Below are 19,891 nucleotides of genomic sequence, written 5' to 3' on the forward strand. Positions count from 1 at the left end.
GCGTGCCAGTTTTTGAAAACCCTTTAATAACAGTCGGTTATAAAAACGTGGGGTGTAAGTGTTACCCCGTACCCGGTGAAAGTGTTACCCGGGGCTCGCTCCTGGTGGAGGATGTGTTACCGAGAGGAACAGAGGGTAACAACTGAGGCGGGGTTCATTTTTTGGTTCAGTTTTTCTTGCGTGGAATGCCCAGCCTCTGGCGGCGCTCCCATAACGATTTTCGGCTGATGCCCAGTTTCTGTGCGAGTTCGGTCTCGCTCATACGGTCCTGATTTTCAAGTACAAAATGCTGGAAGTAATCTTCCAGAGACAGATCGTTGGAGGCGTCGGCATCCCGGGCAGAAGTTTGTTCGTTGTTGCCCTCCACCAGGGTCTCCGGGATATATTCGTCGGACGAGTCACTGTCCAGGTCCAGCACCGAAGGCGCGATGATATTGCCGTCGGTCAGAATAGAAGCACGCTCTATGGCGTTCTCAAGCTCCCGGACGTTACCAGGCCAGCGGTAACGTTCCAGGGCCAGCATGGCCTCTGGGCTCAGAGTCAGGTCTGGCCGCCCGAGTTTGCCGGCCTGGCGTTTCAGAAATTTTCCGGCCAGGCCAAGGATGTCCGCCCGGCGTTCCCGCAAGGGGGGGAGGCGAATCTGCATGACGTTCAGCCGGTAGTAAAGGTCTTCCCGGAACTCGCCGGTTCGGGTCATGGCCTTCAGATTTCGGTGGGTGGCGGCAATCATCCGAACATCCACGGTTCGGCTCTGGGTGGAGCCCACTCTTCGGATTTCGCTCTCCTGAAGGACCCGAAGCAGTCGAGCCTGGGCCTCGGCGGGCAGCTCTCCTATTTCATCCAGAAACAAGCTGCCTCCGTCAGCTGCTTCAATCAGCCCCGTTCGGGCAGAGACGGCGCCGGTGAAGGCGCCTTTTTCGTGGCCGAACAACTCGGATTCAATCAGGCTCTCCGGGATTGCTGCGCAGTTGACTGATATCAAGGGTTTGCTGGCGCGCGGGCTAAGCAGGTGCAAGGCGCGGGCTGCGAGCTCTTTCCCGGTGCCGGATTCGCCTTGGATGAGCACGGTGGTCTCGGTTGGGGCTACTTTCCGGATCAGGGTGAACACCTTCTGCATCGGCTCGCACTGCCCAAACATGATTTCGGATGGGTCCGAATCGGTTTGGTTCCGCGACGCTGGGGTGTCATTATCCGGGCCGTCGTTGTTGCTTGCGGCCCTTCGGGTGAGGATGTTGTCGACCGCAGCGAGCATTTCATCGTGGTCGAAGGGTTTGGCGATATAGTCCACGGCTCCCATCTTCATCGAATCCACGGCGGATCGCAGGCTGGCATAACTCGTCATGATCAGGACTGGTGTGTTGGGGGCGCGATTGATCATTTCAGTGCCAGCGGCGCCAGGCAGTCTCAGGTCGGTTATAACAAGGTCAAAACTGTCCGGGTCCAGGCCTTCAGCCTCTTCTACCGACACAGCATCGGAGACCTCGTAACCAGCATGCTGGAGCAGCTTTCGAACCGCCGAGCGGATGATGTCTTCGTCTTCAACAATCAGGATGCGGGGCATAGGGTGTTCACGACCTTTCGTTCGGGCGGCTGTTGCCGGTTTCGGCTTCAGGCTCGTAGGCAGGCAGGCGGAGTCTTACGCAGGTGCCACGACTGCTCTCCGGGCCGGATGGGCTCTCCACCTGAATGTTGCCATAATGTTCTTCAATAATGCTGTACACCAGTGAGAGGCCAAGCCCGGTACCCTGGTTGGGGGCCTTGGTGGTGTAAAACGGCTCGAAAATATGATCCAGCTGATCGGCTGGAATGCCGGAGCCTTCGTCAACGACCTCGATGATAGCGGAGTAGCCATCGGCCTTTCCACTGACCAGAATGGTACCGCCATCGGGCGAGGCATCCCGGGCGTTGGCCAGCAGGTTGATAAACACCTGAACCAGCCGCTGTTCGTCGCCGAGCACCTGTAAATCTGGCGGGCATTCGTTCACAAACCGGATGCCCAGACCCTTGTCACTGAGTGACAGAAGGTTGATGGATTCGTTGACACAGCGGTGCAGGACTACGGGTTCATAGCGGTTTGCATGTGCATGGTTGCCTGTCCGGGCAAAATTCATCAGAGACTGCAGGATGGTTGAAATCCGCCGTGTTTGTTGCTGAATCTGGTCTGCTGTTTCCAGAATGGACGGGTCGTCGGTTTCCAGTTTCAGGTTCTGGGCCAGTGACGAGATGCCGGTAACGGGATTGCCGATTTCGTGGGCGACGCCGGCTGCCAGGCGGCCGACGGATGCCAGGCGCTCGCTGTGCATCAGTTCGTCCTCAAGCAGGCGGGTTTCGGTCTGGTCTTCCACCAGAATGATGGAGCCGCCCTCGGGGTGGTCCGGGCCGCTCAGAGCCGCTTTGTGCAGATTCAGCCAGTGCGGCTTACCACGCAGATCAAGCCGGTGCTTGTAACGGTGCAGCTCGTCCCCCCGGTTGAAATCGTCCAGCAATGCATGCCAATGCTCTGGCAGAGCCAGTAGTTTGGCGCCCACCACTTCTTCTGCGGAAATGTTGGTCAGGCTCTCCATGGCGTGGTTCCACATCAGAATTTCCCCATCCTCGCCAACGGAGCAGGCGGGAATGGGCAGGTTCTGAAGGGTCTGTCGGTAATGGCGGCGAAGGTTGTCGAGCTCGCCGGCGAGCCCGGTCAGTTGATTCTGATAGTCGCCCAGGGCCCGTTCCACATAGCGGATATCCTGCCCGGTCCCGCCGTGAGTGAGCGGTTTGAAGCCCAGATGACGCTTCACGATATCTCTGGCGACAGCGGGGCCGAGTAGCCCGGACAGATTGATCTCAACCTGGTCCCGGAGTCGCCTCAGTTGGTAGGGGCGAAACTCGACGTTCGGGAGTTTGAGCTGGCTCAGTGCCCGCTCCACTTCCCGGCGGGCCACTCGAATACCAAGTGGTTCCGCCAGCTGCTGTACAAATTCGTTGGACGAGGCTGCCAGTAACTCTCGCCTCTGAGGGCGGGACAGGGCACCCATTGAGCATGCCTGTGCCGCACTGGTCTCTTCCGGTGAGGCCGGGCTGATGATGGAAAACAGGGCAAAGACACTGATGTTCGCTGTCAGGCTGATGAAGGTGAACAGGTGCCAGTTATCGTAGCCCGGGGTGATGGGGAGTTTCATCCAGGACAGGATGTCGGCAGCCACCGAGAAGGGCAGGACCATGGTCACCAGCCAGATGAGCAGGCCGGTGACTAGCCCGGCAATCAGGCCGCGTCGGTTCCCCTCCGGCCAGTAAATCACGCCAAGCGCCCCGGGGAGAAGTTGCAGGGTGCCGGATAGTGAAATGGCGCCAAGAATGGCAAGGTCCAGATGCCGCCCTATCGTCTCGTGGAACAGCAGGGCAAGGAAAAGAATGACGGCGATCAGCAGGCGCTTGACCCACTGCAGCCAGCGATAGATATCGCCCTGATCCCGGGGAGTTTTCAGGGGCAGGACAACGTGGTTGAGCACCATGCCGGACAACGCCAGGGTGCTGACGATCATCAGGCCGCTGGCTGCGGAGAGTCCGGCGATGTACATCAGCAGCGTCAGGGCCGGGCTGTCGAGGGCCTGGGCCACGCCGATGCTGAAAAAGGCGGGCGGAGCGTCAACCAGAAGAGCCTGGCCGCCCCAGACGATCAGGGGGACTGGTAACCCGATCAGGAGCAGGTACAGCGGCAGGCCCCAGCTTGCTTTCGCCAGAGCCCGCGGAGAGGGGTTCTCGCTGAATGTCATGTGGTACATATGAGGCAGTACCAAAGCGGCGGCGAAAGACATCAGCAGCAGGGCGCGCCAGCTGCCGTCATTGATGGCCATGGCCATGGTGGCTTCAGGGTGGGAGGTCTCTGTCAGCCACTCTTCAAGCCCGTTGGTGCCGCCAAAGACGTTGAACAGAATGACGCCCCCCAGAACCAGAAGCGCAGCCACCTTGACCAGTGAGTCGAAGGCGATGGCCAAGACCAGCCCCTGATGGTTCCCGGAAGATTGGTGCCGACGGGCACCAAAAAGCATGGTGAACAGCACCACGGTCAGACTGAACATGACGCTGATGACTTTCGGGGACGCGTCCGGTGCCAGCAGGCTGGCTGAAACCGAGACGGCCTGTATTTGCATGCTGAGCAAGGCGAGAATAGCGGCTGCGGAACACAGCGTGACCAGCGTGCCTGCCCACTGGCTGCGATAACGATAGGCAAACAGGTCGGCCAGTGACGTGAGCTGATAGGCCCGCCCGATACGCAGGATCGGGTTCAGCAGCACCGGTGCCAGCAGAAAGGCTCCGCTGATGCCCAGGTAATAAGCAAGAAATCCGTAGCCGGAGTCGGCCGCCATACCGATGGCGCCATACACTGCCCAGATTCCGGCGTACACCCCGAGGCTCAGGGTGTAGATAACCGGGTGTCGGACCCAGCGGCGCAGTATGGTGCCGCGTTCGGTTCCCCAGGCGATACCAAACAGAACGATCAGGTACAGAAGGCTGGCCGTTAACAGGCCGGTTGCGCTAAAACTCATTGGGGTCCCGTCGCCATTCCAGCCAGAAACCGATGGCAATCAGTCCGCCCCAGATCACGTAGGGGCTGTACCAGGCATTTTCGGGAGACGTCCACCAATCCAGAATGTTGGGGGAGAAAATGTAGATGGCCAGTACCAGGAGAAACACCAGGCGGTAGATATACATCGCGTCATCGTTCCGAAGGCGAAAGTGTCACGCCGGTTATACCATGGGCTTGCGCGGATGTCAGGGGAATGGCGCGTCGTTGCCAGTTGGCCAGCCCCCAGGCCAGTACGTCTTGGGGTGAAGCATGCGCCAGTGAGTGATCAGGATTTTGCCCAAGGGCTTTCAGAGCCGCCGTCAGGTTCTGGGCGGGCTGGGTATCATCCAGGGCTGGCGCGTGAGTTTGTTTGCTGAGTTTCTGGCCTTGTTCGTTGAGAATGACGGGAATGTGCAGCCATTGTGGAGGTTCCGCGCCCAGCGCCCGGAAAATCTGTTGCTGTTGGGCGGTCATTTCCAACAAATCTGACCCGCGCACTACGTGGGTAATGCCCTGATCAATGTCGTCCACCACGACGGCGAGTTGATAGGCGAAAAAACCTTCCTTGCGCAGTATCACGGGATCGTCCAGCTCGGCGTGGACCGTTTGCCTCTGTGGGCCAAGCAGAAGATCGGGCCAGAGGCTGGACTCGCTGTCCAGCGCGAAGCGAATTGCATGTAAGTCATTACTGACCTGGGGCAAGCCCCGGCGGCAGCGGTTGGGATGCCGGCCATGATGTTCTTTAAGTTGTTTGCGGGAGCACTGGCAGCGGTAGGCCTTGCGCTTTTCTAGCAGTGTCGAAATGGCTTGACGGTAGGCGCTGTGGCGTCGGGACTGAAACCGTATTGGTTCATCCGGAATCAGTTCGTGGCATTCCAGAGAGTTCAGAATCTGCCCGGTGGCTTCCGGAGGTTCTCTCAGGGGGTCCAGGTCTTCAATGCGGACCAGCCAATCGCCCTTTGCTGACCTGGCTTCGAGCCAACTGGCCAGCGCGGTGACAAGGGAGCCAAAATGCAGGGGGCCAGTCGGGGAGGGGGCAAACCGCCCACGGTAATGTGACGTCGCCATTGGCGTGCGCGAGCTGGCAGCGGAACCGCTGCCAGCCCTGACCGGCGTCAGATGCCAGTCTGGCGTTCGCGGATTTCTGCCAGGGTCTTACAGTCGATGCACAGAGTTGCTGTCGGGCGTGCCTCAAGCCGACGAATGCCAATCTCGACACCGCACTGATCACAGAAGCCATAGTCATCTTTGTCAATGCGGTCGACAGTCTGGTCGATCTTCTTGATCAGCTTGCGCTCGCGGTCCCGGGTGCGCAGTTCCAGGCTGAATTCTTCTTCCTGGGTTGCACGGTCGCTGGGATCCGCGTAGTTTGCTGCGTCTTCCTGCATATGGTGCATGGTGCGGTCGACTTCTTCCATCAGCTCCTGTTTCCATTGCAGCAGCAGATCTTTGAAGTGCTGGAGCATTTCCGCACTCATGTATTCTTCACCCTTGTTCATTTCATAAGGGGTGAAGTTGGTAAAACGTTCGCGTGGTTGTTCTGCAGTGTTTGCCATTGAACCCGGCCTCTTGTTTGTACTTCACAAGAACGCTTTGTTCCCTTCCGCGCCTGAATGGCCGCGCGGTTGTACCCTGGATAGCGTTCGTCCTGAAACGGGAATTTGCGGAAAATAGCAGATAAGTCACAGGGGTGCCAGCCTTGTGACAGGTACTTTTTGCGGAGAGCACATGAAGTTTCCAGAACCATTAGTCGAAGGGCGGCTGATTCGCCGCTATAAACGCTTCCTGGCAGACGTGAGGCTGCCGGATGGCTCAGAGGTAACCGCACATTGCCCGAATACGGGGTCTATGCTGGGATGTCAGCCGGATAATGCCCGGGTTTGGCTGAGCCGAAGCGATAATCCCAAGCGCAAACTGCCGTATACCTGGGAGCTGGTGGAGACCTTGCCCGGGGTGCTGGCCTGCGTGAATACAGCTCGTCCCAACGCGCAGGCGCGCGCGGCAATTGAGGCTGGCGTGGTGAAAAGCCTGTCGGGGTACGCTGAATGCCGGGCAGAGGTGCGTTATGGCTCGGAAAAGAGCCGGATAGATTTGTTGTTGTCCGGGCATGGGCAAGAGCCCGATGCATGGGTGGAAGTAAAGAATGTGACCCTGGCCGACGGTGGTGAAGGGTTTTTTCCCGACGCGGTGACCGAGCGGGGGCAGAAACATTTGAGGGAACTGATGGCACAGGTGGCGCAGGGAGACCGGGCCGTGTTGTTCTTTGTGGTGAACCATACTGGCATTGAACAGGTTCGGCCCGCCGATCACATTGATGCTCGATACGGTCAATTGCTTCGACAAGCCTGCGAAGCCGGAGTCGAAGTCATTGCTTATCGCGCCGCCCTGGCCACTGAAGACGGCAATCCTTCGGGCCGGCTGGACTTGCTTGAAGAAGTGCCGGTCAGTCTTGAGCCCTGACCTGAACTTCTCCGTTCTGCAGGCGGATCTCCAGAGGCGTCAGGGCGTCTCCCTGACACGGGCCGGCGATACACTCTCCACTCCCGGGTTTGAACAGGGCGCCGTGAGTGGAGCACTGGATAAACAGGTTATCGACGTCCATGAAACGGCCCGGTAACCAATTCAGCTCGATGCCAAGATGTGGGCATGCGTTGAGGTAGGCCCGTGGTGTGTCGCCATCCAGAAAGGCAAAGCCGGTCAGAGGCGCGCCGGCCGGCTCCCCGGTTGTTTGTGTCAGGCGGAATTCCAGGAACTGGCCCGGGGTGAGATCGCTGGCTGCGGCAATTGCTTGCCACTCCGTGACTGGCAGATTCATTTGGGCAGGATGGCGTAGCGCATGCGGGTACCGTGGTTGAGCGACATTACGATCTCGTCTGCCTCCAGACGGTGAGGGAAGTAGCATCCCGAAATCTTGGCGCTGGCAATGCTGACGCCTTCCATCCGGGACTTCGAGAAGTCAATGCCGCGCAGATCAGCTCCTCGAAAATAGCCGTGGCGGAAGTCCAGTCCTTTGGCATCCATGCCTCGCAGATCCAGCCCCCTGAAATCTCCGTGCGCAAAACTGGGTAGCTCGGCCTGTCTGGCTTTTTCTGCATTGAAGGCCTTGATGTCTTCATTGCGGAGAAGCTCGTAGAGCGGATGATCGATCGTCTGCAGATCGCTTTCTTGAATGTCGTCCATCTCATACCTCACAGGGATAGCTGAAAGTACCTGTCACAGTATAGCGGGCCCGGCCTGAGGCCGGGCCCGACGTCAGCCTTGGGCTGGCTCCGCCATACCCAGATGTTGCCGGATACGATCAGCGACCGCTTCGGCGACATGCTCATCGTCGGTGCGCAGGTGCACGGTGTGGGTTTTTTCTTCAGTGGTCAGTGGTTCAAACCAGGTTTGCTGAGCATCCAGCAGGGCTTCTGTCGCCTCCGACGCATCGCCTTTGCGCTTGCGTACCCAGGCACGGCGCAGGTCCTCGGGTGCCTCACAGTGCAACAGGGCAAACGGGACGCCCTGTTGCTCTGCCACGTCGGAGAACAGGGCTCGCTCGCGTTCTTTCAGGCAGGCCGCATCGACAATGACGGACAGGCCCGATGCCAGGAGTTCGCCAGCCAGTGTCGCCAGGTGCTGGTAGGTTTTTTCCGTGGCTTCTGCACTGTACAGATCCGTGCCAATACCTGACTTGCTGTCGGCCAGTGGTGCCAGGCCATGCAGGCGCTTGCGCTCCACGTCGGAGCGCAGCCGGACCAGACCGAGTTCTCCGGCCATGGCGGCACTGACACAGGTCTTACCACTGGCCGAGAGCCCGGTGGTGGCCAGCAGGTAGTGGTTTGGGATGGCACCATAGTCTTCGGCCAGCTGAGCGTAGTCCTGATAACGTTGTTTCAGAGTGGCTTTTTCGCCGTCATTCAGGCTCGGGTTGCCCAGGGTGAACAGGGCAATCTTGGCACGCACCATGGCCCGGTATGCCTTGTAGAGCGGTAACAGGGCCAGGCCTTCGAAATCCCCGCGGTATTCCAGATAGGTGTTCAGCACCAGGGCCGCCAGTGCCGGTTCGTTCCGGGACTCCAGGTCCATCAGCAGAAACGCGAGGTCATTGATCACGTCGATCCAGCGGAACGGTTCATTGAATTCAATGCAGTCGAACACCGTGACCCGGTCCTGGAACACGGTGATATTGGCCAGGTGCAGATCGCCATGGCATTCACGTACCAGGCCCTGAGCCCGGCGATGGGCAATCAGATCCCGGTGGCGCTCAAAGGTGGTGCGGGTCCAGTCTTCCAGATTGTCCAGTTGGCGGAGCAGGCTCGGGTCGTCCAGCAGCGGGCGAATCTGATCGAAATTCTCTTGCATGGCGGCATAAACGGCTTCCGGCGTGCCCAGGGGCTTCCCGTCGGCCACCGGCGGCAGTGTTTCATGAAAACCGGCGACCTGTCGGGCCAGGCTGGTGAGTAGCTCCGGCGGCAGGTCGCCACGCTCCTGGCGCACATCAAACAATTCGTTCTGATCAAACTGGCGCATCCGAATGGCGTACTCGAAGGGAGTGCCTTCCCCTCCCAGGGAAGGGTGTTCCGGGGTGCCGGTCACCGGTACGACTTCCAGATAGAGGTCTGGGGCCAATCTGCGATTCAGGCGTACTTCCTCTTCACAGAAATGCTTGCGTCGTTCCAGGGTGGAAAAATCGAGAAACCCGAAGTCCATGGGCTTCTTTATTTTGTAGGCGTATTCCCCGGTCAGCAGGACCTGCGAAATGTGGGTCTCGAGCACCCGGAAGTCCGCCACTGAGTGGTCGAAGAGTTCCGGGTTCTGCAGTGCCTTGATCAGTGTATCCGGGCCGTTGGCGCTCACATTGTGCTCCTGGGATCCTTGAAATCGTTGATTTTTCGTTTTTTGGAGAGTTCCACTATAACGGCCAGATTACAGAAATAACACACACCAGACCTGCCGATAGCGGTCTTTGCTTCGATATAATCCTGCCATGAGTAAAAAAACATCCCCCCGTAAAAAAACACCGAAATCCCATCCTCGCCGCAAGCGCTCCGGTCTCTGGTGGTTTCTGTTTCGTGCCTCAGCCTTGGGTCTGGTTCTGCTGGCTGGCTGGATGGTTTATCTGGACGCTGTGGTCACTTCCCGTTTTGAAGGGCGTAGATTTGAGGTGCCCTCCCGGGTTTATGCCCGGCCACTGGAACTCTACGATGGGGCTGGGGTCAGTGCGGCGGCCCTGATCCGTGAACTTGAACTGGCAGGGTATCGGGCCGGCGATGGCCGCCGGCCAGGAAGCTGGCAACGCAATGGTAGCCGGTTTGTGATCAGTACCCGTGGGTTTTCGTTTCCGGATGGCGACGAACCGCGGCGAAGGCTTTCACTTCTGATACAGGGTGATCGCGTGGCTTCGTTCAGAGTGATAGAGGGCCCCCAATCGCCAATCGTCCGTCTGGAACCCGCGCAGATTGGCGGGATCTACCCAGCCCATCGTGAAGACCGGATTCTGGTTGAGCTGGAGCAGGTGCCGCCGGCTTTGGTGGGTGGGCTGATGGCAGTGGAAGACCGGCAGTTTTATGAACACTTTGGCGTAGCTCCCTTGTCGATTGCCCGTGCAATGATTGCGAATATCAAGGCGGGCCGAATTGTCCAGGGGGGAAGCACCCTGACTCAGCAGCTGGTGAAGAATTTTTTCCTGTCCCGTGACCAGACGCTGGTGCGCAAAGGTAATGAAGCGCTGATGTCGGTGTTGCTGGAGCTTCATTACGACAAAGACGATATTCTTGAGACTTATCTGAACGAAGTCTATCTGGGGCAGGCGGGCACCCGGGGGATTCACGGCGTCGGTCTTGCCAGCCAGTTCTTTTTTGGCGATTCGCTGAGGGATCTTGAAGTGCATCAGATTGCGCTACTGATCGGGATGGTCAAGGGACCCAGCTACTACAACCCGCGCCGTCACCCGGAGCGGGCCAAGGCACGGCGGAACCTGGTATTGGGAGAAATGGCCGAAGCGGGCGTGATCTCCGGGCAGGAAGCGAAAGAGGCAAGTACCCGGCCGCTGGGGCTCAGTGCCAAGCCGTCGTACACCGACAACCGTTATCCGGCTTACATTGATCTGGTTCGCCGCCACCTCGCGCGGGACTACCGGGAAGAGGATCTCCAGAGCGAGGGGCTGAGAATCTTCACCACGCTGAACCCGGAAGTGCAGCAGGCTGCTGAGCAGGCGGCCAGTGATACCTTACCGCGTCTGGCTTCCGGAAAGGTCGCCGATGCGCTTGAAGCCGCTCTGGTGGTGACGGCGAAGGACACGGGGGAGGTGCTGGCTCTCGTGGGGGGCAAGGACCCGAGGTTTGCGGGCTTTAACCGGGCGGTGGATGCCCGCCGGCCCATCGGATCGCTGGTGAAGCCCTTTATCTATCTGGCGGCGCTGTCTGAGCCGGAGCGATACACGCTGATTTCTCCGGTTCAGGACAAAGCGTTTACCCTGGAGTTTGACGATGGTCGTCGGTGGCAGCCCAAAAACTATGGCGGTCGTGAGCGAGGCCCGGTGCCGTTGCACGAAGCCTTGTCGCGCTCCTACAACTTGCCAACGGTCCGGATTGGTCTCGATATTGGTATCCCCGCAGTACAGGACACGCTGAGAGCGTTTGGCGTGACGACGCCCATTTCGGATTACCCGTCGATGCTGTTGGGGGCACTCTCCCTGTCTCCGGTTGATGTGGCTCAGTTGTATCAGGGGCTGGCGACGTCCGGCTTCAACACTCCGCTCCGCACTATCCGGGAGGTGACGGATGCCGGAAACGAGCCATTGTCTCGCTACAGCCTGAAGGTGGATCAGGTGGCAGATCCGGCTGCAGTCCATCTGGTGCAGTACGCGATGCAGGAAACCATGCAGGAGGGAACGGGGCGGTCCGCCTATTCGCGCTTGCCGGATTCGCTGACGCTGGCGGGTAAGACGGGCACCACGGATGATGGCCGGGATTCATGGTTTGCTGGCTTCAGTGGAGATCTGGTTGCCGTTGCCTGGGTTGGCCGTGATGATAACGGCCCGACCGCGCTTACCGGGGCTTCCGGCGCTCTGCCGGTGTGGTCCGCTTTGATGGCACAGATTCCTCAGCATGGTTTCTCGCCGGTGATGCCCGATGGCGTTCAGTATCACTGGGTCAACCCTGAGGTGCAGGCGCTTACCGGGGAAAACTGCGACAATGCCCGGCTTGTTCCATTCATTGCCGGCAGTGAACCGGAACAGCATACCGGCTGTAATGGCAGTTTGGGCCGGCAAATTCGAGGTTGGTTTGAAGGATTGTTTCAATGAAGAAAGTTGGGATTGCACGATCGGCTTGTCTGGCGCTGTTTGTCGGCCTGGCAGGCTGTGCGACCGGGCCGGGTGGCGGCTCGATTTATGTGCCCGTGGGCGGTGAAGACCGGGGCCAGGCGCCGGAACCGCCCCGGGCGGATATACCGGACGACCAGCAAGAAAGAGTCTGGCGCAAGAGCGAACAGCCCGTGGTAAGCAAGCCGAAGCCGGACGATACCCGGTCACCCAGCTACAGCGAATCCGGGGATCAGTTGCCGGCAGCAGCGCAGGCGTTGGTCCGCGACGCCGAACAGCGCCTGCGTCAGGGAGACCCGGCCGGGGCCATTGCCAGACTGGAACGAGCTCAACGGATAGCTCCCCGTTCATCGGAAGTCTATTTCAAGCTCGCAGAGGCCTATGTGGCCGGAGACAATCTTGGGGCCGCAGAACAGTTTACTCTGAAAGGGCTGTCAGTCGCAGGTTCAGACGAGAGAATGCAGCGCTCTGGGTGGTTGCTGTTGGCGGATATTCGCCGGGCCCGGGGGAATGTGGCCGGTGCGGATCAGGCCGAAGCCAGGGCATCGGCACTGTAACGGCGCCAGCCGGGAGAATGTTCAGAGACCGTCCCTGGTCTCTGAACGCCACAGCTACAACTTCAGGACTGTGGTATGGGGTCTGCCACGGCAGTTTCGCCGGCAACAACGGTGACGTTCTGAGTGCCGTCAAACTGCAGGGCCTCGTCGGTCTCGTTGTCATCCAGCTGGCAGCTGTAGCTGACGGTGTACTGGCCTTCTGTCAGGAACGCGGCAGTCCATTCATACAGGCTGCCAGACTCCTGCTCAGTGACCGGTACCACCATCAGGGGGTTGGTACCCTCACGGGCGACGTTCAGGTCTACGGGGGTGACATCGGAGCCCTCATAAACGTAAATCGCTCCGGTGTATTCACAATCAGCCAGCGCTTCTGAGGCCAGCCGATCTGAGTTGATAAGAGCGTAATCCACGACGCCTTCCATTTCACCAACGTCCAGATTGTTCACCAGCCGGAGCACCGGCTTGAGCATATAGTCCGCCAGGGCCTGCCCCTGAGGATCGACGATGGACTTGCGAACGTCGAAATCAATGGTGAAGGCATTGCTGGAATCGGCGGCAACCACGAAGTCGCCTTTCAGTTTGAGCCCACTCTGCTCACCGGACGGTACCGCCAGTGTGAACTGACTGCTGCCCTCGCTTTCTTTGGTGACATAGGAAGCATCGGTATCGATGAGCAGCCGGATTTCATTGTAAACACCCGCAGGAACTTCCTCGTTGGTAATCAAGGGCTCTGTGGTGCCTCCCTGCAGTGTCAGCAGGTCAACGACGCCGGTTTCTTCAAGACTGAACTCCAGCCAGTTGCCGTCGGCCGGTTTCAGGCGGATGGCGTTGAAGGCGATGTTCACACTGCTCAGGTCCATTGCAGGCGCGTCGGTCAAGCCAACGGAGACAGAGCCGGTTTCTCCGGATGAAGAGGAACTGCCGCCACCGCCACAGGCTACCAGTGCGCTGGCCAGCGCAGAAACTGCGAATACTCTGCTGAGTTGCTTCATAAAACCCTCCGGTTTTGTGGATTCAGGTCTGGTCGTTGGGAGCCAGTGAGAATGTCACGCGGTGCGGAGGGAAATGGTTCCGGAAAATGCATTAACATTTGGCCATGAATGCGTCATCATCTCCGGGAGTGCACCCGGGGCGGGCCTGGTTTAGACTGCCCGCTTCCAGAATTTCAATCAGGCAGTTTGTCGTTGTCCATTTTTCCTTTTCGCCCCTCCGCACAGAAGCGTTTTCAGCGCCTTGTACAGCCTCACCTTGAAGGTTTGTACGCATTTGCCTATCGCCTGACCGGGAACCGTCAGGACGCTGAGGATCTGGTTCAGGATGTGGTTGTGAAACTGTATCCAAGGTTGTCTGAGCTTGAAGGGGTGGAGCAGCTTCGTCCCTGGCTGAATCGGGTGTTATACCGTCATTTCATTGATACGGTGCGGCGCCGGGGGCGGAGAGCAGATCGGCCGGCGAGTGAGTTGATGGACTCGGAAAGCCAGGCCGACTGGTTCGACAGTCTGGAGTCAGACGACGAGGCCCCGGAGCGTGTGCTGGACCGGGAAAAACTGGGGCCAATGCTGGATCAGGCCCTGGCGCAGCTCTCTCCCGATCAGCGTACGTTATTGCTCCTGCACGATGTCGACGGCTGGCGGCAGGAGGATGTCGCCGAAGTCCTTGGGGTTGCTGTGGGGACGGTAAAATCGAGACTGCACCGATGTCGGGCGGCCCTGAGAAAATACCTTCAACACAGCATGGAACCGGAAGCGGGCACCCGGCGTCTTGAAGAGTGAGGTGATGAACATGTCCTGTCAGAAAATCCGATCACAATTGCCTGACTATGTCAGATCAGCGCTACCCGAGATCCAGAGCCGGGAGGTTCAGGCGCATCTGAAAGCATGTCCTGAATGTCGCCGGAGTTGTCGCATCGAGGCAACCCTGATGACTGAGTTGGCGGAACGGTATGAGACAGAGCCTCCTGGAGCCGACTTTGAAACTCGTGTTTTCAGCCACCTGCCTGCCACCGGCGGGCGGGGTGTTCATGTTGCCTGGGGGACGGCGGTCGCCGCGGCTCTTGTTTTGGGGCTGTTTCTGGGCCAGGCAAACCGGTGGGAGCATCCGGAACAGGCAGCCAATGAGAGCGCCCTGGCGGTTTCAGAGCCGGTCCTTGCCCCGGTTGAGCGAACGGTCCGGTTAGCGTTTACGGCGGGCGAGGCTCTGGATGATGTGACCCTGACACTGAGTCTGCCTCCACACGTAGAGCTGACGGGATTGCCCGGTCAGCATCAGGTTCGCTGGCAGGTCAGCCTTGAGCAGGGAGATAATGTCTTGGCCCTGCCATTGAGAATTCTGTTTCCCGGAGCCGGGGAGCTTGTGGCCGAACTGGATGCCGAAGGGCGGCAGAAGGTTTTTCGGGCTCCGATTCCCGCTTACCCGGGGGCGGATAATGCGCTTGGTAAAGAAAAGGAGCCTGCGACATGACAAACCTCCGTAAGGGTTCAGTTTTTCTGGCAACAATAGCGGGTTTGGTGCTGGTCTCCGGTCCGGTTCTCGCCCGGAATGACTTGGATGTGACCATGAGGCTGGTGGACCAGAACGAGGAAATCACGGACTCGGTTACCCGAGAGATCCGCTTGCCGGAACTGCCTGCGCTGCAACAGCGTCCCCAACCCCGGGGAAACAGTGAGCGCCCGGGCCAGGTGGTTCGGGATCAGGTTCGTGAGAAAGGGCGGGACTTTGGCCAGTCGATGGCCGAGCGGGCGCGCGAGGCTCGTGAAAGTCGCCCCCAGCGCCCGACGCCCGATAACCGGCCGGTTATCGAACCCGGAAAAAAACCGGAGCTCCCCCCGCAATCTTCGAGGCCGTAGCTGATTGCTTGTGGTAACCTCGGTCGCCGTCAACGGTTTTATCTTCAGTGACTGGGCCCGGGGTTTTCTTTGCGTTCTCTCCTTCTTCTTCTGTTTGTGCTCTGGCAGTCATGGCCGGTTGCCGCCGCACCTGAAAACGCCCTCCAGCAGCTGGTTTCTGAAGGCACGGCGCAGTTCCGTGAAGGGCGTCTGGGCCAGGCACGAAAACTGTTCGAGCAGGCGTCAGAGCGTGGCCTCCAATCTCCCTCTCTTCATTACAATCTGGGTGTCGTCTGTTACCAGTTAGGTGATTACGATGCCGCAAGTCAGTGGTTCGCTCGTTTACTGAATGGCCGGGATCAGGCCCTGGCAAGTTATAACCTGGGGTTGGTGGCGTTGGCAGACGAGCGCCCCGATGATGCCGCCCGGTGGTTCCGAAGCATTCTGGAGGCCGCCGACGAGGCTCCTGAGAAAGTATTGGGTCTCGCTGAGCGGCAGCTTGCGGATCTGGGTGAAGGGCCGGAGCGGGCGAGTGTCCAAGGGGGCCTGTCTCCTCAGGGTTATCTTTCTCTCGGGGGCGGGTATGACAGCAATCTTTCTTCAACGCCTGAAGCATCGGCGAGTAACGACGGTGGTGTATACGCCGAGCTGATTGCTGCCGGGTCTTTAAATTATTCGTTGGGCAGGGAGCGCTGGCTGACTCTGGATCTCGTCGGGTTCGCCCGACGTTACGCCGAAGACGAGGATTACGACCAGCAGCTTTTGCAGTTGAAGCTGGGTGGTATGCAGTCGTGGCGGCGTTGGATTTTTGGCATTCGGCCGGTTTTTTCACAATCCTGGCTATCGGGGGAGCAGTTGGAAACCCGTTGGGGGGGCGAATGGCTGGCGCGGTCTCAGGAGTGCCTTCCGGGCAGTGACTGGGGGTGTGATCTTAGAGTGTCTGTGGAGCAGATCGATGGTGGCAAGGGCTACGAAGCCTACGACGGCCAGTGGTATCAGGCGCAGTTGGGGCTCCGCCGTAGGTTTGGGGTGCTTGAGTTGGGAGCGCGGTATCGGCTCGAACTGAATGACCGCCATGACCTGAGTGAGCCGGAAGGTTTTGTCAGCGTGTCTCCGACTCGGCATGAATGGATGCTGGATGCTCGATACCGGCTAAAGCCTGGTCTGGTTGTCGGGGCTGAGGCGATGCTGCGCCACAGTCGCTATGGCAAGCCGCATGTCTGGATTGATCCTGATTCTGGCGAGCAGGTGGAGCGCCGACGCGAGGATGATCTGAAAAGTGTTGGCGTGATGGCTGAGCTGTCTCTGGGCCAGCGTTGGCTGGTGCGTCAGCAATGGGTGTTCCAGCATCAGGACAGTCGCCTGAGGGTTTATGACTACCGGCGCCACGGCCTGGTGCTGTCTCTTGAAGGCGTGTTCTAGGTATTGATGAAACAGAGCGCCCCCCGGCACACAGGTGCCCGGGGGCGTCACGAATCAGAGACTGGCCATTACTTTACGGGCGGCGGCCAGCGTGAATTCGATGTCCTGATCGGTCAGGGCTGCGGTGGTGAAGCCGGCCTCGAAGGCGGACGGCGCCAGGTAGACACCTTCTTTCAGCATGCCCTGGAAGAAGGCCTTGAAGCGTTCGATATCACAGGCCATGACCTGATCAAATCGCGTTACCGACGGCTCGCTGGTGAAGAAGAACCCAAACATGGCGCCAGCGGACTGCACCGCCAGTGGGATTCCTGCCTCGTCTGCAGCAGCTTTAAAGCCGTCCCTCACCCGGTTGGTTTTCTCGGTCAGTCGGTCATGAAATCCCGGTTCAGAAATCGCATTCAGCGTTGTCAGGCCGGCCGTCATGGCCAGCGGGTTCCCGCTAAGTGTTCCTGCCTGGTAGACCGGGCCGAGCGGAGAAATGTGTTCCATGATTTCACGTTTGCCACCAAAGGCGCCGACGGGTAAGCCGCCGCCGATGACTTTGCCCAGAGCGGTCAGGTCTGGCGTCACGCCATAGAAGCCCTGTGCGCCGCCGAGTGAAACCCGGAACCCGGTCATCACCTCGTCGAAAATCAGCACGGTGCCGTGCTCGTCGCACACCTCTCGCAGTCCTTCCAGGAACCCTGGAACGGGAGGGATGCAGTTCATGTTGCCTGCCACCGGTTCAACAATGATCGCGGCAATCTGATCGCCCATCTGGCGAAAGGTTTCGCGGACTTCGTCGATGTCATTGTAGGTCAGGGTCAGAGTGTGCTCGGCCAGGCTGGCGGGAATGCCCGGAGAGTTGGGGACTCCAAGGGTCAGAGCGCCAGAACCGGCTTTGACCAGCAGGGAATCAACGTGGCCATGGTAACAGCCCTCAAATTTCACGACTTTGTCACGGCCGGTATAGCCCCGGGCCAGGCGAAGGGCACTCATGGTGGCTTCGGTGCCTGAGTTGACCATTCGGACCAGTTCAATCGAGGGGACCAGTTCGCACACCTTTCGGGCCATGTCGGTCTCGATAGCGGTGGGGGCGCCGTACCCGACCCCCAGGTCAACCTGGGTGTGCAGTGCATTTTTGATGCGAGGGTCTGAGTGCCCAAGGATCATTGGGCCCCAGGAACCAATGAAGTCAATGTAGCGGCGATCATCCTCGTCGTACAGATACGCGCCTTCGGCGTGTTTGAAAAAGACCGGAGTACCGCCAACGCCGCGGAATGCCCGGACCGGGGAGTTCACTCCACCGGGAATGTATTTCTGGGCCTGCTCAAACAGGGTTTCGGAATGGGTCACGGTTGTCTCCTCTTACTCGGAAAGGGAAAAAAGTGGGTGGTGCCGGGCAAACAATTGCGAAAAGGCCAGGGCCCGGGCTTCGATGTCATCAGGTTGTCCGCCGAACAGCCCGCCGACAACCGCCAGCAGGTCGGCTCCGGCCCGGATCAGCGGCTCAGCATTTGTGCGTGTAATGCCCCCGATGGCGGTCACAGGCACCCCGAGGGTGCGTGCTTCTCCCAGAACCTCGGGAGAGGCGGGGGGAGCGCCGGGCTTAGTGTCAGAGTGGTAAAAACGACCAAAAGCCAGGTAATCCGCTCCGTTGACCGCAGCTGAGCGGGCAAGTTCCATGCTGTGGTGGCAGGTAATCCCGATAATCGCCTCATCCCCCAGGCGCCGCCGGGCATCGCTCAGGGCACAGTCGTTTTGGCCCAGGTGTACGCCGGCAGCCCCAACCCGAATAGCCAGCTCCGGGTCGTCGTTAATCAACAGTGGTACAGCAAACGACTGGCAGAGGCTGCTGAGGTCTTGTGCCTGTGACAGTCTCTCCGCGGCGGACGAGCCTTTGTCACGGTACTGGACCAGGCACGCGCCGCCCCTGAGGGCTGCCTCGACGGCAGGGATCAGGGTTTCCGGCGGGGTTAACCGGTTGTCCGTAATGGCATACAGACCGGGGCGAAGCGGTTTTCTTAACGCTCCCACAGGATGCCCCGGTCGGGTACCCGTTGGCCTTTGCCAACGGTGAGTGCATGCAGCAGGGCTCGGTGAACGTAATTCTGGGCCTGGGAAATCGCGGCTCGCGGTGACAGGCCCATGGCCCTGCCGGCCGCAATGGCGGCGGCCAGGGTGCAGCCCGTACCATGGAATTCGTTACTGCCCACCCGTTCAACCTCCCATTCCATGGGGGTCGGTGCGTGGTTGTATAGGGTGTTAATGATATGAATGCCTGTGCCATGCCCCCCGGTTGCCAGGATCGATTCACAACCTGTGTCCAGCAGAGTGCGAGCGGCGACTGCCGGATCATCACTGCCTCCAAGCTGCGCCAGCTCTATGCCGTTGGGGGTGATCATTTCGGCATGCGGGAAGAGTCTTTCTTTCATGGCGGTGACCAGCGCTTCATCGGCGAGGTCTCCTCCACCGGCCGCCTTGATAACCGGGTCTACGATCAGCGGGATGTCGGGCTGCCCCTGCAGGAAATCGACCAGGACCTCGACAACGGCTGCATCGCCCAGAGCGCCGGTTTTGATGGCGTGAATCGGTGTATCCTGAGCCAGACGCTGAAGTTGCTGACGGATGAGGTCCGGATTGACGGTCTCTGCGCCATAGACATTCCGGGTGTCCTGAATCGTCAGGCAGGCCAGCACCGGGAGGGGGTGGGCACCAATCGATGTGATGGCCTGGATGTCGGCCTGAAGGCCTGCGCCACCAGAAGGGTCTAACCCGGATAGCACCAGTACGTGGGGGCGAGTAAAGCTTTTGATGGCCGGTCTCCTCAGAAGGGTTTAACAACAGCAAGAATCACGATAGCCAGCAAGGCGAACACCGGTAATTCATTAAACCAGCGGTAAAATACATGGCTGCGCGTGTTTTTGTCGTCCCGGAACACCTTGACCAGATGCCCGCAGTAAAAGTGGTATCCCACCAGCAGCGCTACCAGAGTGAGCTTTGCGTGCAACCAGCCCTGGCTGAAGTAGCCGGACCAGTTGTAGCTCAGTAGCCAGACTCCGAACAAGACCGTAGCAATCATGGACGGGGTGGTGATACCCCGATAGAGCTTGCGTTCCATAATTTTGAAACGCTCCCGGCCTGCCTCGTCCTCGCAGGCGGCATGATACACGAACAGTCTGGGCAGATAGAAAATGCCGGCAAACCAGCACACCAGCGAGATAATATGAAACGCTTTCACCCAAAGCAT

The 19,891-nt window shown here is 59.2% G+C and carries 20 protein-coding genes; 7 read left to right on the forward strand and 13 right to left on the reverse strand.

The features are described from left to right. Positions 1-166: 166 nt before the first annotated feature. The 5 genes from K325_RS0111865 to dksA are packed head-to-tail and all read right to left on the reverse strand — an operon-like array spanning position 167 to position 6,108. Positions 167-1,561: a sigma-54-dependent transcriptional regulator gene (locus K325_RS0111865; protein WP_029654483.1), complete on the reverse strand. Its 1,395-nt coding sequence runs from the start codon at positions 1,559-1,561 to the stop codon at positions 167-169. 7 nt (positions 1,562-1,568) lie between these two features. Continuing rightward, positions 1,569-4,532, reverse strand: a complete 2,964-nt coding sequence (locus K325_RS0111870) for a sensor histidine kinase (protein WP_029654484.1) — start codon at positions 4,530-4,532, stop codon at positions 1,569-1,571. Continuing rightward, on the reverse strand, positions 4,522-4,698 hold the full coding sequence (locus tag K325_RS18695; protein ID WP_029654485.1) for a hypothetical protein: 177 nt from the start codon (positions 4,696-4,698) through the stop codon (positions 4,522-4,524). The genes K325_RS0111870 and K325_RS18695 overlap by 11 nt, the downstream gene beginning before the upstream one ends. A 4-nt stretch (positions 4,699-4,702) precedes the next feature. Beyond that, on the reverse strand, positions 4,703-5,620 hold the full coding sequence (gene gluQRS / locus K325_RS0111880) for a tRNA glutamyl-Q(34) synthetase GluQRS (protein ID WP_029654486.1): 918 nt from the start codon (positions 5,618-5,620) through the stop codon (positions 4,703-4,705). A gap of 47 nt (positions 5,621-5,667) precedes the next feature. Next, positions 5,668-6,108, reverse strand: a complete 441-nt coding sequence (gene dksA / locus K325_RS0111885) for an RNA polymerase-binding protein DksA (protein WP_029654487.1) — start codon at positions 6,106-6,108, stop codon at positions 5,668-5,670. A gap of 172 nt (positions 6,109-6,280) precedes the next feature. Between dksA and sfsA the strand changes: the two genes are divergently transcribed. After that, positions 6,281-7,012 (forward strand): DNA/RNA nuclease SfsA, encoded by a 732-nt coding sequence (gene sfsA, locus K325_RS0111890; protein WP_029654488.1) that lies wholly within the window; start codon positions 6,281-6,283, stop codon positions 7,010-7,012. Here sfsA and K325_RS0111895 read toward each other — a convergent pair. The 3 genes from K325_RS0111895 to K325_RS0111905 all read right to left on the reverse strand — a co-directional run bounded on the left by K325_RS0111895 (position 6,996) and on the right by K325_RS0111905 (position 9,391). Continuing rightward, the gene (locus tag K325_RS0111895; RefSeq protein WP_029654489.1) at positions 6,996-7,367 is read right to left on the reverse strand and encodes a Rieske (2Fe-2S) protein; all 372 of its coding nucleotides are present in this window, start codon (positions 7,365-7,367) and stop codon (positions 6,996-6,998) included. The genes sfsA and K325_RS0111895 overlap by 17 nt on opposite strands. Beyond that, positions 7,364-7,732: a pentapeptide repeat-containing protein gene (locus K325_RS0111900; RefSeq protein ID WP_029654490.1), complete on the reverse strand. Its 369-nt coding sequence runs from the start codon at positions 7,730-7,732 to the stop codon at positions 7,364-7,366. Before K325_RS0111900 ends, K325_RS0111895 begins: the two co-directional genes overlap by 4 nt. Before the next feature lie 72 nt (positions 7,733-7,804). Next, positions 7,805-9,391, reverse strand: coding sequence for a bifunctional aminoglycoside phosphotransferase/ATP-binding protein (locus K325_RS0111905; protein WP_029654491.1), 1,587 nt, complete (start codon positions 9,389-9,391; stop codon positions 7,805-7,807). 130 nt (positions 9,392-9,521) lie between these two features. On the opposite strand from K325_RS0111905, the gene mrcB reads away from it, so the two are divergent. Further along, positions 9,522-11,840: a penicillin-binding protein 1B gene (mrcB, locus tag K325_RS0111910; RefSeq protein WP_029654492.1), complete on the forward strand. Its 2,319-nt coding sequence runs from the start codon at positions 9,522-9,524 to the stop codon at positions 11,838-11,840. Further along, positions 11,837-12,415: a tetratricopeptide repeat protein gene (locus K325_RS0111915; RefSeq protein ID WP_029654493.1), complete on the forward strand. Its 579-nt coding sequence runs from the start codon at positions 11,837-11,839 to the stop codon at positions 12,413-12,415. The genes mrcB and K325_RS0111915 overlap by 4 nt, the downstream gene beginning before the upstream one ends. Positions 12,416-12,477: 62 nt before the next feature. On the opposite strand, the gene K325_RS0111920 is transcribed toward K325_RS0111915, so the two are convergent. Continuing rightward, positions 12,478-13,407, reverse strand: a complete 930-nt coding sequence (locus K325_RS0111920) for a DUF4382 domain-containing protein (protein ID WP_029654494.1) — start codon at positions 13,405-13,407, stop codon at positions 12,478-12,480. 192 nt (positions 13,408-13,599) lie between these two features. Here K325_RS0111920 and K325_RS0111925 point away from each other — a divergent pair, with 192 nt between their 5' ends. From K325_RS0111925 to K325_RS0111940, 4 genes are all read left to right on the forward strand, one after another. Further along, entirely contained in the window at positions 13,600-14,187 is a 588-nt protein-coding gene (locus K325_RS0111925; protein ID WP_029654495.1) for an RNA polymerase sigma factor, read from the forward strand. 4 nt (positions 14,188-14,191) lie between these two features. Next, entirely contained in the window at positions 14,192-14,875 is a 684-nt protein-coding gene (locus K325_RS0111930; protein WP_029654496.1) for a zf-HC2 domain-containing protein, read from the forward strand. Beyond that, entirely contained in the window at positions 14,872-15,261 is a 390-nt protein-coding gene (locus tag K325_RS0111935) for a hypothetical protein (protein ID WP_029654497.1), read from the forward strand. Before K325_RS0111930 ends, K325_RS0111935 begins: the two co-directional genes overlap by 4 nt. Before the next feature lie 69 nt (positions 15,262-15,330). Continuing rightward, entirely contained in the window at positions 15,331-16,662 is a 1,332-nt protein-coding gene (locus K325_RS0111940; protein WP_029654498.1) for a tetratricopeptide repeat protein, read from the forward strand. 54 nt (positions 16,663-16,716) lie between these two features. Here K325_RS0111940 and hemL read toward each other — a convergent pair whose 3' ends face one another. From hemL to hemJ, 4 genes are read right to left on the reverse strand one after another with little or no spacing between them, the layout of a single operon-like run. Beyond that, entirely contained in the window at positions 16,717-17,997 is a 1,281-nt protein-coding gene (gene hemL, locus K325_RS0111945) for a glutamate-1-semialdehyde 2,1-aminomutase (RefSeq protein WP_029654499.1), read from the reverse strand. Positions 17,998-18,009: 12 nt separating this feature from the next. Next, entirely contained in the window at positions 18,010-18,678 is a 669-nt protein-coding gene (gene thiE / locus K325_RS0111950) for a thiamine phosphate synthase (RefSeq protein ID WP_029654500.1), read from the reverse strand. After that, complete coding sequence (gene thiD, locus K325_RS0111955) at positions 18,666-19,427, reverse strand: bifunctional hydroxymethylpyrimidine kinase/phosphomethylpyrimidine kinase (protein ID WP_029654501.1); 762 nt, start codon at positions 19,425-19,427, stop codon at positions 18,666-18,668. Before thiD ends, thiE begins: the two co-directional genes overlap by 13 nt. Positions 19,428-19,468: 41 nt before the next feature. Beyond that, a complete protein-coding gene (hemJ, locus tag K325_RS0111960; RefSeq protein WP_029654502.1) occupies positions 19,469-19,891 on the reverse strand; it encodes a protoporphyrinogen oxidase HemJ in 423 nt (140 codons plus the stop codon).

The sequence above is a fragment of the Marinobacter daepoensis DSM 16072 genome (assembly GCF_000421165.1).
Taxonomy (GTDB): domain Bacteria; phylum Pseudomonadota; class Gammaproteobacteria; order Pseudomonadales; family Oleiphilaceae; genus Marinobacter; species Marinobacter daepoensis.

What these genes read in the sequence shown, in the direction of transcription:
- K325_RS0111870 (WP_029654484.1), bottom strand. Translation starts at nt 4,532, where the DNA reads ATGAGTTTTAGCGCAACCGGCCTGTTAACGGCCAGCCTTCTGTACCTG.
- mrcB (WP_029654492.1), top strand. Translation starts at nt 9,522, where the DNA reads ATGAGTAAAAAAACATCCCCCCGTAAAAAAACACCGAAATCCCATCCT.
- K325_RS0111895 (WP_029654489.1), bottom strand. Translation starts at nt 7,367, where the DNA reads ATGAATCTGCCAGTCACGGAGTGGCAAGCAATTGCCGCAGCCAGCGAT.
- K325_RS0111915 (WP_029654493.1), top strand. Translation starts at nt 11,837, where the DNA reads ATGAAGAAAGTTGGGATTGCACGATCGGCTTGTCTGGCGCTGTTTGTC.
- sfsA (WP_029654488.1), top strand. Translation starts at nt 6,281, where the DNA reads ATGAAGTTTCCAGAACCATTAGTCGAAGGGCGGCTGATTCGCCGCTAT.
- K325_RS0111865 (WP_029654483.1), bottom strand. Translation starts at nt 1,561, where the DNA reads ATGCCCCGCATCCTGATTGTTGAAGACGAAGACATCATCCGCTCGGCG.
- hemJ (WP_029654502.1), bottom strand. Translation starts at nt 19,891, where the DNA reads ATGCTTTGGGTGAAAGCGTTTCATATTATCTCGCTGGTGTGCTGGTTT.
- gluQRS (WP_029654486.1), bottom strand. Translation starts at nt 5,620, where the DNA reads ATGGCGACGTCACATTACCGTGGGCGGTTTGCCCCCTCCCCGACTGGC.
- K325_RS0111930 (WP_029654496.1), top strand. Translation starts at nt 14,192, where the DNA reads ATGAACATGTCCTGTCAGAAAATCCGATCACAATTGCCTGACTATGTC.
- K325_RS0111935 (WP_029654497.1), top strand. Translation starts at nt 14,872, where the DNA reads ATGACAAACCTCCGTAAGGGTTCAGTTTTTCTGGCAACAATAGCGGGT.
- K325_RS0111920 (WP_029654494.1), bottom strand. Translation starts at nt 13,407, where the DNA reads ATGAAGCAACTCAGCAGAGTATTCGCAGTTTCTGCGCTGGCCAGCGCA.
- K325_RS0111900 (WP_029654490.1), bottom strand. Translation starts at nt 7,732, where the DNA reads ATGGACGACATTCAAGAAAGCGATCTGCAGACGATCGATCATCCGCTC.
- K325_RS18695 (WP_029654485.1), bottom strand. Translation starts at nt 4,698, where the DNA reads ATGTATATCTACCGCCTGGTGTTTCTCCTGGTACTGGCCATCTACATT.
- dksA (WP_029654487.1), bottom strand. Translation starts at nt 6,108, where the DNA reads ATGGCAAACACTGCAGAACAACCACGCGAACGTTTTACCAACTTCACC.